This window comes from Lysobacter sp. GQ73 (genome assembly GCF_059758755.1).
Window position 1 is genome coordinate 277,853 of record NZ_JCAXEE010000003.1, and the last position, 12,302, is coordinate 290,154.

Below are 12,302 nucleotides of genomic sequence, written 5' to 3' on the forward strand. Positions count from 1 at the left end.
CCTGCTTCCCCGGCCCTTGCCGGCTCTGATCCAGTGCAAGTTTAGTTAAAGGGATTGGGCGGCTTCGTTCGTCGAATCCCCAATCCCGAATCACGAATCACAGAACTTTGAGAGAGACATCATGGCTAAGGGTAAATTCGAGCGCACCAAGCCGCACGTGAACGTCGGCACGATCGGCCACGTCGACCACGGCAAGACGACGCTGACGGCGGCGCTGACCAAGGTGGGCGCCGAGCGTTTCGGTGGCGAGTTCAAGGCTTACGACGCGATCGACGCGGCGCCGGAAGAGAAGGCGCGCGGCATCACGATCTCGACGGCGCACGTGGAATACGAATCGGCGACGCGCCACTACGCGCACGTCGACTGCCCGGGCCACGCCGACTACGTGAAGAACATGATCACCGGTGCGGCGCAGATGGACGGCGCGATCCTGGTGTGCTCGGCCGCTGACGGCCCGATGCCGCAGACCCGCGAGCACATCCTGCTGTCGCGTCAGGTCGGCGTGCCGTACATCGTCGTGTTCCTGAACAAGGCCGACATGGTGGACGACGCCGAGCTGCTCGAGCTGGTCGAGATGGAAGTGCGCGAGCTGCTGAGCAAGTACGAGTTCCCGGGCGACGACACCCCGATCATCCACGGTTCGGCGCGTCTGGCGCTGGAAGGCGACCAGAGCGAAATCGGCGTGCCGTCGATCCTGCGCCTGGTCGACGCGCTGGACAGCTTCATCCCGCAGCCGGAACGCGACGTCGACAAGCCGTTCCTGATGCCGGTGGAAGACGTGTTCTCGATCTCGGGCCGCGGCACCGTGGTGACCGGCCGTATCGAGCGCGGCATCGTCAAGGTGGGCGACGAAATCGAAATCGTCGGCATCCGTCCGACCCAGAAGACCACGGTCACCGGCGTGGAAATGTTCCGCAAGCTGCTCGACCAGGGTCAGGCGGGCGACAACGCCGGTCTGCTGCTGCGCGGCACCAAGCGCGACGACGTGGAGCGCGGCCAGGTGCTGTGCAAGCCGGGTTCGATCAAGCCGCACACCGAGTTCGAAGCCGAGGTCTATGTGCTGTCGAAGGACGAAGGCGGCCGTCACACCCCGTTCTTCAAGGGCTACCGTCCGCAGTTCTACTTCCGCACCACCGACATCACCGGCGCTTGCGAGCTGCCGGAGGGTGTCGAGATGGTGATGCCGGGCGACAACGTGAAGATGGCGGTCACGCTGATCAACCCGGTGGCGATGGACGAAGGCCTGCGCTTCGCGATCCGCGAAGGCGGCCGTACCGTCGGCGCCGGCGTCGTGGCCAAGATCATCAAGTAATTGCAGCAAGCAGTCTGCGGCGCGCCGGTCTGACCCGGCGCGTCGAACGCACTGGCGGCCTTCGGGCCGCCAGTGTCGTTTTGGGGGAACGCTTCTGTGCGGATGGCCCAAAGTGCGCCGATGCGCCGTACCCGCAACCTGCCGGGAGCTCGGTCGCCGCGCAAAGGCAGGCAGGGCGGGAGCGCCGCTGTCTGCGCATTGCGGCAGCAGCGGTCCGGCGTGGCGCCGGCAGCGGCTCTTCGCCGTCGCGATGGCGCGCCGATGCGCCCGCCACGACCGATATTCTTTCCCGAGCTCCAGCTCCGAAACCGGCCCTGGCGGTCCTGCGAGACGGGTGGCCGGCTCGCGTTGTGGCCGGGCTCTCGGCGCCCGCGGTCGTTGCGCCGCAGGTCATTATCCACGCGCCGTTGCGGTCCGTTGCGCCGGCCTGGCGGTCCGATAATTTCCCCTGATTCCGTCGCGCCGGCCCGGCGCTGCCCGGAAGTCGAATCCCATGGAGCGCGTGAGTTTCGGCACGCGCCCATCTGCCGGCTTGTTTCATGACGCGCGATCACGCGGTTCGATCTAGCTTAGCTCCCGCATTTTTGGCGCGGCGGGTCGTCGGATTTTATAGAGGCGGCATTATCTTGTAATGTGCCGACGCGTGCCTGGATCGGGCGCTGTGGCGTCTGATGGCCTGTTTTATAGGGGTTTTCACTTAATATGATTGGATTATCACTCAGCTGAAACTGTGGTGCACAGCACCAAGGCATATTTTCCGATGGTGCGCTGCGTCACGCGTTACCGGGGTTTTATTGGGTTAAATAATGGTAATTGTCGAAAGGGTTGGTATTTATTTGTTTTTCGCTTGACTACCGGTGCGGAGAAACTCAATTTCGACCTGGGGCGCGGCCGCGCACTTTCCCCAATAATCGAAAGGAGTTTTTATGAAGTATGTAAATCTCGCCTGCGCGCTCGCCCTGGGCTTGGCGCTGCAGGTGCCATCGCCGGGGCAGGCGCAGGCGTCGAACGCGGCGGTGTCCGCGCCGGCTCTCGAGGATGCGCAAGCCCGGCGCCTGATCCAGGACTGGCTCGCCGCTCAATCGGGCTCGGCCGAGCGGGTCGCGAGTCTGGCCAAGGTGCTCAGCCTGGACGGCGGCCGCTCGCCGCGGGGGCTGCGGGTCGGTCGCACGGTTCCGGTCGCTTTCGTCGACCCCGCCCTGCTGTTGGCGGGTAAGGACATTACCCAGTCCGCCCGAAGCGCGCCGACCCTGCGCTACGTTCTCTGGGACGGGCAGGTGCCGGTGGGGCTGGCCACACTGGAGCCCGATACGCAGGGCCGCTATCAAGTGGTCGCTGTCGGCGCCTCTGGCCTGGCCAACGAGATCGAAGCCGTGGCCCTGCAGCGGAGCGGGCAGGAGGGCTTGCGCCTGGTGCGCAGCCGCCAGGGCGTGGCCGACTTTCTGGAGGTGAGCGGCGTCAGTCGCGCTTCTCGTTATGTCCCGCTGGCCGCGGCCCGCGCCAACCTCTCGCTGGATCAGGCCGAGGCCGCCTCGGCTTCGCAGGGCCTGACCGCTGCCCAGGCCACCCCCGCCTTGCGTGCCGCCGTGGCCGCAGCCCTCAAGCGCCTTTGAGCCGACAGGAGCACTCCATCATGTCCAATCGCACACGCTTACGCTCCATCCTGGCGCCTTTGGCGCTGACCCTCGCCGCGCTGGCCCCGGCCCACGCCGGGTACCTGGTGAACTGGTCGACCCAGGAGCAGCAGCACAGCAACTGGTGCTGGGCGGCGACCGCCAGCAGCATCCTCGGTTTCTACGGTGTCGGCGCCAGCCAGTGCGCCACGGCTAACTACGACTTCGCGATCAACTACGCCTGCCAGAACCAGCCCTTCTACTGGAACGACAGCGCCAACCGAACCAATGCCCTGTTCGGCGGCGCCTACGACGGTGTCGACCATATCCTTTGGCATTGGGGGGTTTCGACCGTCAGTTACAACCGCTCGTTGAGCTATTCCGAGATCGCCAACCAGATCGACTATCGCGGGCCCCTGGCCGTCCGCTGGGGCTGGGACGGCGGCGGAGGACATGCCCTGGCCATCTACGGTTACCAGGTGTTCGATGGGGTCGGTTACGTGACCCTGGCCGACCCCTGGCCGGGCGAAGGTAATTCGTGGGTCACCCACAGCTGGGCGACGAAGGGTGGCGGCCACACCTGGACCCATTCGCTAACCGCCTACCGCTGAGGCTGCACGCGGGCGCCCCGAGTGCTCGGGGCGCCTCGTCCGCCGGCCGTTTCGGGGTGCCGTCTCCGGCGAGCGGGTTTCGTCTACAATGCCCGGCCGTCCGCTCGACCTGCCGGCCAATGGCCTGCCTTTGGCACGTGGCACGGATGGATTCCCGGCCCTCGATCCGCGGCCGGCCGGAATCGAAGCGGTGCTCGCAGGGTCCGGGTAGCGTCGGGCGGCCGCACCGCCCGGCGGCGATCCGGACCCGATCCGAACCCGGCGCGCGCGCAGTGCGAGGCCTTCGCGCCAGCCTGGACGCCCGGCTCGACGTTCCCGAAACCATGGGCTTGCACCTGCCGCGGCAGTGCGTGTAGAATGCGCGACCACCGTGCCGCCCTTGTTCACGCCAGGGCGGCACGACCAGCGAAATGAGGTGCAGGACGCGCCTCGTATTCGCCAGACAAGGACATGTCGCACGGCTGCGCTCCGTACGTTCCGGGCCCTCGGGCTTCCAAGGAACAGTAAACGGGGCCTTTCGTGCGTTCCAATCCTTTCTGGGCGGGTCGGGTAACCGGCCTGCCTTATGTTTTTACCAGGCAAGGAGGCTCCGGGACGTGGGTGTAGTCCTGGAGTGTTTGCGTTTTCGTGGGGTTCGGCACACCCAGAGGCCGGCCCGTCGCTCTTTTAACCAAGGAATTCCGTTCATGGCGGACCAAAAGATCCGGATTAGGCTGAAGGCGTACGATCATCGTCTGATCGACCGCTCGGCCAGCGAGATCGTCGAGACAGCTAAGCGGACCGGCGCGCAAGTGCGCGGCCCGATCCCGCTGCCGACCAAGATCGAGCGCTACACCATCCTGGTGTCCCCGCACGTCGACAAGGACGCGCGCGACCAGTATGAAACCCGCACGCACAAGCGCGTGCTCGACATCATCGACCCGAACGACAAGACCGTAGACGCGCTGATGAAGCTCGAGCTGGCGGCTGGCGTCGATGTGCAGATCAAGCTGACCTGAGGCCACCACCATGACCGCGAAGAAATATTCGTTGGGCATCGTCGGTCGCAAGGCCGGCATGAGCCGCTTCTTCACTGAAGACGGCAAGTCGGTTCCGGTGACCCTGATCGAGGCGACCCCGAACCGTATTACCCAGATCAAGACCACGGACACCGACGGCTACAGCGCCGTGCAGGTCACCGTCGGCGTGCGCCGCGCTGCGCTCGTCAACAAGCCCGAAGCCGGACACCTCGCCAAGGCGAAGGTCGAAGCCGGTCGCGGCCTGTGGGAGCTGCGCGTGGAAGAAGACAAGATCGGCGCGTTCGAAGTCGGCGGCGAGATCAAGGCCGACATCTTCGAAGTGGGCCAGATCGTCGACGTCCAGGGCATCACCAAGGGCAAGGGCTTCCAGGGCACGATCAAGCGCTGGAACTTCAGCATGGGCGACGCGACGCACGGTAACTCGTTGTCGCACCGTTCGCCGGGTTCGATCGGCCAGCGCCAGACGCCGGGCCGCGTTTTCCCGGGCAAGAAGATGTCCGGCCACATGGGCGCCGTTCAGCAGAGCACGCAGGGCCTGGAAGTGGTCAAGGTCGACGCCGAGCGCGGCCTGATCGCGATCAAGGGCGCCGTGCCGGGCGCTCCGGGCGGCGACGTGATCGTCCGTCCGTCGAGCAAGGGAGTATGACGATGGAACTTGCCATCAACGGTAGCGACAAGAAGCTGTCGGTTTCCGACGCCATCTTCGATCGCGAATTCAGCGAAGACCTGGTCCACCAGGTCGTTGTGGCCTACCGCAACGCGGGCCGCGCCGGCACCAAGGCGCAGAAGACGCGTTCGGAAGTCAACGGCACCACCAAGAAGTCGAAGAAGCAGAAGGGCGGCGGTGCGCGTCACGGCGCGCTGACGGCTCCGATCTTCGTCGGCGGCGGCGTGACCTTCGCGGCCAAGCCGCGCAGCTTCGCCCAGAAGGTGAACCGCAAGATGTACCGCGCAGCGATGGCTGCGATCCTGTCGGAATTGAACCGTCAGGGCCGCATCACCGTCGTCGAGAAGCTGGACATCGAGACGCCGAAGACCTCGGGCATGGTCGCCATGCTGAAGTCGCTCGAAATGGGCCGTCGTCCGCTGCTCGTCACCGAGGAAGCCTCCGAGAATCTGTACCTCTCGGCTCGCAACCTGCCCTATGTGGAAGTCCGCGACGTGCAGGGACTCGATCCGGTGGCCCTCGTCGGCGCCGATTCGATCGTGTTCACCGCCGATGCGGTCAAGAAGATCGAGGAGTGGCTGGCATGAACGAGGCCAAGCTCTACAGCATCATCCGTGCGCCGCGCGTGTCCGAGAAGACCGCCCGTCTGCAGGAAGTATCCAACCAATACGTCTTCGAAGTCGCGACGGACGCTACCAAGGCCGACATCAAGGTCGCCGTGGAAAAGCTGTTCGACGTTAAGGTCGAGGCGGTGAATGTGGTCAACGTGAAGGGCAAGAACAAGGCCTTCAAGTTCCGCATGGGCCGTCGCGCCGACTGGCGCAAGGCGTACGTGAAGCTGGCCGAAGGCCAGTCGATCGACGTAATGGCCAAGGCCTGAGGAAAGACCCATGGCATTGATGACTTTCAAGCCCACTTCCGCCGGCCGCCGCAACGCGGTCCGCGTCGTGACGCCGGGCCTGCACAAGGGCGCGCCGCACGCGGCGTTGGTCGAAAAGCAGAGCAAGAGCGGCGGCCGTAACCACCACGGCCGCATCACCACCCGTCACATCGGTGGTGGTCACAAGCAGCACTACCGCATCATCGACTTCAAGCGCGACAAGGAAGGCATTCCGGCGCGCGTGGAGCGGATCGAATACGATCCCAACCGCACCGCGCACATCGCGCTGCTGTGCTACGTCGATGGCGAGCGCCGTTACATCATCGCCCCGAAGGGCCTGAAGGACGGCGATCAGGTGATCGCCGGCCGCGATGCTCCGATCCGCGTCGGCAACACGCTGCCGCTGACCAACATCCCGGTCGGTTCGACGGTGCATTGCATCGAAATGAAGCCCGGCAAGGGCGCCCAGATCGCCCGCGCCGCCGGTGCCGGCGTCCAGCTGGTCGCTCGCGAGCAGGGTTACGCCACGCTGCGTCTTCGCTCCGGCGAAATGCGCAAGGTGCCGGTCGAGTGCCGCGCCACCATCGGCGAAGTCGGCAACGACGAGCACAGCCTTGAGAAGCTGGGCAAGGCCGGCGCCAAGCGCTGGCGCGGCATCAAGCCGACCGTCCGCGGCGCCGCCATGAACCCCGTCGACCACCCGCACGGTGGCGGTGAGGCGAAGGCTGGCCAGGGCAACCCGCATCCGGTCACCCCCTGGGGTGTTCCGACCAAGGGTTACAAGACGCGCAAGAACAAGCGCACTTCGCAATTCATCGTGCGCGATCGCAGGGGTTAATCGGCCATGGCACGTTCACTCAAAAAGGGTCCGTTCGTCGACCACCATCTCATCAAGAAGGTGGAGACCGCGGGCAACAACAAGAAGCCGATCAAGACCTGGTCGCGCCGCTCGATGGTGCTGCCGGAAATGGTGGGCTTCACCATCGCCGTGCATAACGGCAAAAACCACATCCCGGTGCTGGTCAACGAGAACATGGTTGGCCACAAGCTTGGCGAATTCGCTTTGACCCGTACGTTCAAGGGTCACGGCGGCGACAAGAAGTCGGGTAAGTAAGGAGATGACCATGGAAGCGAAAGCCATCCTGCGCACCGCGCGCATCTCCCCGCAGAAGGCCCGCCTGGTCGCCGACCAGGTGCGCGGTCTGTCCGCCGAGCGCGCCGTCAACCTGCTGAAGTTCTCGGACAAGAAGGCGGCTGCACTGATCCGCAAGGTCGTGGAGTCCGCCATCGCGAACGCCGAGAACAACCAGGGCGCCGACGTTGACGAACTCAAGGTCACGACCATCATGGTGGACGAGGGTCCCGCACTGAAGCGCTTCATGGCTCGTGCGAAAGGCCGCGGCACCCGCATCCTCAAGCGCACCAGCCACATCACTGTGGTTGTGGGCGCGGGCAAGTAAGGCGGAGTCAGACAATGGGTCATAAAGTACATCCGACCGGAATCCGCCTGGGCATCGCCAAGGACTGGAATTCGAAGTGGTTTGCCGGCAAGAAGCAGTACGCCGAGTACCTCGCAGCCGACCTCAAGGTCCGCGAGATGCTCCGCAAGAAGCTCGCTCAGGCCGGTATTTCCAAGATCTTCATCGAGCGTCCGGCGAACAACGCCCGCGTGACGATCCACACCGCCCGTCCGGGCGTGGTGATCGGCAAGCGCGGCGAGGACATCGAGAAGCTGCGTAAGGAAGTCAGCGCACTGATGGGCGTCCCGGCGCACATCAACGTGACCGAGGTCCGCAAGCCGGAACTCGACGCGCAGCTGGTCGCCGAATCGATCGCGCAGCAGCTCGAGCGTCGCATCATGTTCCGCCGCGCGATGAAGCGTGCCGTCGGCAACGCGATGCGCCTGGGTGCCCTCGGCATCAAGGTCAACGTCGCCGGCCGTCTCAACGGCGCCGAAATCGCGCGTTCGGAGTGGTACCGCGAAGGTCGCGTGCCGCTGCACACGCTGCGCGCCGACATCGACTACGGCTTCGCAGAAGCCAAGACGACGTACGGCATCATCGGCATCAAGACCTGGATCTACAAGGGCGAAGTGTTCGACTTCTCCCAGGTGGGCCAGGAGAAGCAGGACGACTCCCCGCGCAGCGATCGTGGTGACCGCGGCGACCGCGGTGATCGTAACGACCGTCCGGGCCGTCCCGCCCGCGAACAGAGGTAATCCGTCATGTTGCAACCCAAGCGAACCAAGTACCGCAAGGTACACAAGGGCCGCAATGATGGCCTGAGCTGGAGCGGCAACGCCGTCAGCTTCGGCGAGTACGGCCTCAAGGCCACTGCTCACGGCCAGCTCACTGCGCGTCAGATCGAAGCGGCCCGCCGCTCGATCAGCCGTTACGTCAAGCGTGGCGGCAAGATGTGGATCCGCGTGTTCCCGGACAAGCCGATCACCAAGAAGCCGATCGAGGTCCGCATGGGCTCCGGTAAGGGCAACGTCGAGTACTGGGTCGCTCAGATCCAGCCCGGTCGCATGATTTACGAGATCGAAGGCGTGGGCGAGGACGTGGCGCGCGAAGCGTTCCGTCTGGCCGCCGCCAAGCTCTCGGTGACCACCACTTTCGTTACCCGGACGGTGCGCTAATGGAACTCAAGCAACTGCGCGAGAAGTCGGCCGACCAACTGAAGGCCCACCTGGTGGAACTGCACAAGGAGAGCTTCTCTCTCCGCATGCAGAAGGCCACCGGCCAGCTCGCCAAGACTCATGAAGCCCGCCGTGTGAAGCGCGAGATTGCTCGCGTCAACATGCTGCTGGGTGAGAAGAAGTAAGGACCCGCCATGACCGACAACAATACAGACAAGGCGCTGCGCACGGTTGAAGGCCGGGTCGTCAGCAACAAGATGGACAAAACCGTCACCGTGCTGGTCGAGCGCCAGGTCAAGCACGCGCTGTACGGCAAGTACATCCGTCGCTCGTCCAAGCTCCACGCTCACGATGCCGAGAACGCCTGCAAAGAAGGCGATATCGTCCGCGTGAAGGAGATTGCTCCGATGTCCAAGACCAAGAACTGGAGCGTGGTTGAAATCGTCAGCCGCGCGGCCGAATAAGAGGAGGCTGAACCATGATCCAGATGCAAAGCTACCTCGGCGTGGCCGACAACTCCGGTGCTAAGGAAGTGATGTGCATCAAGGTGCTCGGCGGCTCCAAGCGCCGTTACGCGCACATTGGCGACATCATCAAGGTCACCGTGAAGGACGCGATCCCGCGCGGCAAGGTCAAGAAGGGCGACGTTTACGACGCCGTCGTGGTCCGCACCCGCAAGGGCGTGCGCCGTCCGGACGGCTCGCTGATCCGCTTCGATGGCAACGCTGCGGTGTTGCTCAACAATAAGCATGAGCCGATCGGCACCCGTATCTTCGGGCCCGTGACTCGCGAGCTTCGCTCCGAGAAGTTCATGAAGATCGTCTCGCTCGCGCCTGAAGTGCTCTGAGCGGAGGAACTAGACATGAACCGTATCAAGAAGGGCGATCAAGTCATCGTCACCGCCGGCAAGGACAAGGGCAAGAAGGGTGATGTGGTGCGCGTGCTCGGCGACAAGGTCGTCGTGGCGAACATCAACATCATCAAGCGCCACACCAAGCCGAATCCGCAGGCCAACCAGCCGGGCGGCGTGATCGAGCGCGAAGCGCCGATTCACATTTCCAACGTCATGCTGTTCAACCCGGCCACCGGCAAGGGCGAACGCATCGGTTTCAAGATGCTGGAGGATGGACGCAAACTGCGTGTGTTCCGCTCCAGTGGTGAGGCGGTTGACGCCTGAGGAATGCTGAAATGACCACCCGGCTCGAAGAGTTTTACAAGAAAGAAGTGGTTCCGGCGCTGACCGAAAAGTTCGGCTACAAGAACCCGATGGAAGTGCCGCGCCTCGTCAAGATCACGCTGAACATGGGCGTGGGCGAAGCCGCCACCAACAAGAAGATCCTGGAAAATGCCGTCGCCGACATGACCAAGATCGCCGGCCAGAAGCCGATCGTGACCAAGTCCCGCGTGTCGGTGGCTTCGTTCAAGATCCGCGACGGCTGGCCGATCGGCGCCAAGGTCACCCTGCGCCGCGCCAAGATGTACGAGTTCCTCGACCGCCTGGTCAACATCTCGTTGCCGCGCGTGCGCGACTTCCGTGGCGTGTCCGGCCGTTCGTTCGACGGCCGCGGCAACTACAACATGGGCGTCAAGGAACAGATCATCTTCCCGGAAATCGATTTCGACCAGGTCGACGCGCTGCGCGGCATGGACATCGCGATCACCACGACCGCGAAGACCGATGCCGAGGCCAAGGCCCTGCTCGAAGCCTTCCGCTTCCCGTTCCGCAACTGATACTTAAGGATTGAACAATGGCTAAGACTTCCATGGTCAACCGCGAGGTCAAGCGGGCCAAGCTGGCGAAGAAGTACGCCGGCAAGCGCGAAGAGCTGAAGAAGATCATCTCCAGCGACGCGTCCTCCTACGAGGACAAGGCCGAGGCGGTGATCAAGCTGTCCAAGCTGCCCCGCGACTCCTCGCCGAGCCGTCAGCGCAACCGTTGCGCCCTGACCGGCCGCTCGCGCGGCGTATACAGCAAGTTCGGCCTCGGCCGCAACAAGCTGCGCGAAGCCACCATGCGCGGCGACGTGCCTGGTCTTCGCAAGGCAAGCTGGTAAGATAGTCGGCTTTCCCGGATCCACCGCCGCGGCCCTCGGGTCGCGGCGGCGCTTCTGGGACCGTCGCAGCAAAGCGTTACTACAACTGAAATTCGCAATTCCGCGGATATCGGTGCTACTCATAAGGTGAATCTCAATGAGCATGACTGATCCCATCGCCGACATGCTGGTCCGCATCAAGAATGCGGCGGCTGTGCGCAAGCCGACGGTGAAAATGCCGTCGTCCAAGGTCAAGGTGGCCATCGCGGCCGTGTTGAAGGACGAGGGTTACATCCTGGATTCCCGCGTGACGGAAGTCGCCCCGGGCAAGTCCGAACTCGAAATTTCGCTGAAGTACTACGAAGGCAAGCCGGTGATCGAGCGCCTCCAGCGCTACTCCCGCTCGGGCCTGCGCCAGTACCGCGGCAAGGAAGAGCTGCCCAAGGTCCTCGGCGGCCTGGGCATCGCCATCATCTCCACCTCGAAAGGCATCATGACCGATGCGCAGGCGCGCCAGCAGGGCGTCGGCGGTGAAGTCCTGTGCTTCGTGGCCTAAGGGAGTAAACGACCATGTCCCGAGTTGCCAAGAAGCCGATCGCCCTGCCGAAGGGTGTTGAGCTGAACGTCCAGTCCGATTCGATCGTCGCCAAGGGCCCGAAGGGCTCGCTGTCGATCGCCAAGCCGGCCGCCATCAACCTGAAGATCGAGAACGGCGAAGCGCTGTTCGCGACCGAAGACGCGGCGCTGATCCCGCTGACCGGCACCCTGCGCGCCATCCTCGCCAACATGGTGAAGGGCGTGTCGGAAGGCTTCGAGCGCAAGCTCGAGCTGGTCGGCGTCGGTTACCGCGCCTCGATGGCCGGTTCCGACCTGAACCTGTCGCTGGGTTTCTCGCACCCGGTCCTGTTCAAGGCCCCGGAAGGCATCACCATCGCCACGCCGACCCAGACCGAGATCCTGGTCTCGGGTGCGGATAAGCAGCGCGTCGGCGAAGTCGCCGCCAAGATTCGCGGTTTCCGTCCGCCGGAGCCCTACAAGGGCAAGGGTGTGAAGTACGCCGGCGAAGTCATCATCCGTAAGGAAGCCAAGAAGGCCTAACGGGTAGGGCGCCGGTCCAGTACCGGCCCCAGAACACCAAGCTTTCAGCTTTCGGAGATCAGAACATGAACAAGAACATCGCTCGTCTGCGTCGCGCCAAGTCGACCCGTTCGCACATCCGCAACCTCGGCGTCGCCCGCCTGACCGTGCTCCGCACCGGCCAGCACCTGTACGCCCAGGTCTTCACCGCCGACGGCTCCAAGGTCCTGGCCACGGCTTCGACCGTCCAGGCCGACGTCAAGGAAGGCCTGAAGAACGGCAAGAACGCCGAAGCCGCCGTCAAGGTCGGCAAGATGATCGCCGAGCGCGCCAAGGCGGCCGGTATCGAGAAGGTCGCTTTCGACCGCTCGGGCTACCGCTACCACGGCCGCATCAAGGCGCTGGCCGATGCCGCGCGTGAAGGCGGTCTGCAGTTCTAAGCATCCGGGCCT

General features: G+C 64.1%; 21 protein-coding genes. All 21 read left to right on the forward strand.

The window, feature by feature from the left end; translation table 11 throughout:
* Positions 1-121: 121 nt before the first annotated feature.
* Positions 122-1,312, forward strand: coding sequence for an elongation factor Tu (gene tuf, locus AC6CH2_RS11090; RefSeq protein WP_498269290.1), 1,191 nt, complete (start codon positions 122-124; stop codon positions 1,310-1,312).
* A gap of 926 nt (positions 1,313-2,238) precedes the next feature.
* The gene (locus AC6CH2_RS11095) at positions 2,239-2,925 is read left to right on the forward strand and encodes a hypothetical protein (protein WP_498269291.1); all 687 of its coding nucleotides are present in this window, start codon (positions 2,239-2,241) and stop codon (positions 2,923-2,925) included.
* A 20-nt stretch (positions 2,926-2,945) separates the two neighbouring features.
* Positions 2,946-3,536: a papain-like cysteine protease family protein gene (locus AC6CH2_RS11100; protein ID WP_498269292.1), complete on the forward strand. Its 591-nt coding sequence runs from the start codon at positions 2,946-2,948 to the stop codon at positions 3,534-3,536.
* Between the two features lie 686 nt (positions 3,537-4,222).
* Positions 4,223-4,534, forward strand: coding sequence for a 30S ribosomal protein S10 (gene rpsJ / locus AC6CH2_RS11105; RefSeq protein ID WP_031373837.1), 312 nt, complete (start codon positions 4,223-4,225; stop codon positions 4,532-4,534).
* Between the two features lie 10 nt (positions 4,535-4,544).
* Positions 4,545-5,201 carry a 50S ribosomal protein L3 gene (gene rplC, locus AC6CH2_RS11110; RefSeq protein WP_435395122.1) on the forward strand — a complete coding sequence of 219 codons (657 nt, stop codon included), beginning with the start codon at positions 4,545-4,547 and terminating at the stop codon, positions 5,199-5,201.
* A 2-nt stretch (positions 5,202-5,203) separates the two neighbouring features.
* Positions 5,204-5,809, forward strand: a complete 606-nt coding sequence (gene rplD / locus AC6CH2_RS11115) for a 50S ribosomal protein L4 (protein WP_435395121.1) — start codon at positions 5,204-5,206, stop codon at positions 5,807-5,809.
* Positions 5,806-6,102, forward strand: coding sequence for a 50S ribosomal protein L23 (rplW, locus tag AC6CH2_RS11120; protein WP_031373834.1), 297 nt, complete (start codon positions 5,806-5,808; stop codon positions 6,100-6,102). Before rplD ends, rplW begins: the two co-directional genes overlap by 4 nt.
* A gap of 10 nt (positions 6,103-6,112) precedes the next feature.
* Positions 6,113-6,940: a 50S ribosomal protein L2 gene (rplB, locus tag AC6CH2_RS11125; RefSeq protein WP_031373833.1), complete on the forward strand. Its 828-nt coding sequence runs from the start codon at positions 6,113-6,115 to the stop codon at positions 6,938-6,940.
* Between the two features lie 6 nt (positions 6,941-6,946).
* Complete coding sequence (gene rpsS, locus AC6CH2_RS11130) at positions 6,947-7,216, forward strand: 30S ribosomal protein S19 (protein WP_031373832.1); 270 nt, start codon at positions 6,947-6,949, stop codon at positions 7,214-7,216.
* Between the two features lie 10 nt (positions 7,217-7,226).
* A complete protein-coding gene (rplV, locus tag AC6CH2_RS11135) occupies positions 7,227-7,562 on the forward strand; it encodes a 50S ribosomal protein L22 (RefSeq protein WP_036149638.1) in 336 nt (111 codons plus the stop codon).
* Positions 7,563-7,576: 14 nt separating this feature from the next.
* Positions 7,577-8,320, forward strand: coding sequence for a 30S ribosomal protein S3 (gene rpsC / locus AC6CH2_RS11140; protein ID WP_031373830.1), 744 nt, complete (start codon positions 7,577-7,579; stop codon positions 8,318-8,320).
* Between the two features lie 6 nt (positions 8,321-8,326).
* Complete coding sequence (gene rplP / locus AC6CH2_RS11145; protein ID WP_031373829.1) at positions 8,327-8,740, forward strand: 50S ribosomal protein L16; 414 nt, start codon at positions 8,327-8,329, stop codon at positions 8,738-8,740.
* A complete protein-coding gene (rpmC, locus tag AC6CH2_RS11150) occupies positions 8,740-8,925 on the forward strand; it encodes a 50S ribosomal protein L29 (RefSeq protein WP_435395120.1) in 186 nt (61 codons plus the stop codon). The genes rplP and rpmC overlap by 1 nt, the downstream gene beginning before the upstream one ends.
* 9 nt (positions 8,926-8,934) lie before the next feature.
* Positions 8,935-9,204 carry a 30S ribosomal protein S17 gene (gene rpsQ / locus AC6CH2_RS11155; RefSeq protein ID WP_031373827.1) on the forward strand — a complete coding sequence of 90 codons (270 nt, stop codon included), beginning with the start codon at positions 8,935-8,937 and terminating at the stop codon, positions 9,202-9,204.
* Positions 9,205-9,218: 14 nt separating this feature from the next.
* The gene (rplN, locus tag AC6CH2_RS11160) at positions 9,219-9,587 is read left to right on the forward strand and encodes a 50S ribosomal protein L14 (RefSeq protein WP_031373826.1); all 369 of its coding nucleotides are present in this window, start codon (positions 9,219-9,221) and stop codon (positions 9,585-9,587) included.
* A gap of 15 nt (positions 9,588-9,602) precedes the next feature.
* Positions 9,603-9,917 carry a 50S ribosomal protein L24 gene (rplX, locus tag AC6CH2_RS11165; protein ID WP_031373825.1) on the forward strand — a complete coding sequence of 105 codons (315 nt, stop codon included), beginning with the start codon at positions 9,603-9,605 and terminating at the stop codon, positions 9,915-9,917.
* 11 nt (positions 9,918-9,928) lie between these two features.
* Complete coding sequence (rplE, locus tag AC6CH2_RS11170) at positions 9,929-10,471, forward strand: 50S ribosomal protein L5 (RefSeq protein WP_031373824.1); 543 nt, start codon at positions 9,929-9,931, stop codon at positions 10,469-10,471.
* Positions 10,472-10,488: 17 nt separating this feature from the next.
* Complete coding sequence (gene rpsN, locus AC6CH2_RS11175) at positions 10,489-10,794, forward strand: 30S ribosomal protein S14 (protein ID WP_435395119.1); 306 nt, start codon at positions 10,489-10,491, stop codon at positions 10,792-10,794.
* Positions 10,795-10,930: 136 nt separating this feature from the next.
* A complete protein-coding gene (gene rpsH / locus AC6CH2_RS11180; RefSeq protein WP_435395118.1) occupies positions 10,931-11,329 on the forward strand; it encodes a 30S ribosomal protein S8 in 399 nt (132 codons plus the stop codon).
* 14 nt (positions 11,330-11,343) lie between these two features.
* On the forward strand, positions 11,344-11,871 hold the full coding sequence (gene rplF, locus AC6CH2_RS11185; protein ID WP_031373821.1) for a 50S ribosomal protein L6: 528 nt from the start codon (positions 11,344-11,346) through the stop codon (positions 11,869-11,871).
* Positions 11,872-11,936: 65 nt separating this feature from the next.
* Positions 11,937-12,290, forward strand: a complete 354-nt coding sequence (rplR, locus tag AC6CH2_RS11190) for a 50S ribosomal protein L18 (protein WP_031373820.1) — start codon at positions 11,937-11,939, stop codon at positions 12,288-12,290.
* The last annotated feature ends 12 nt before the right edge of the window (positions 12,291-12,302 follow it).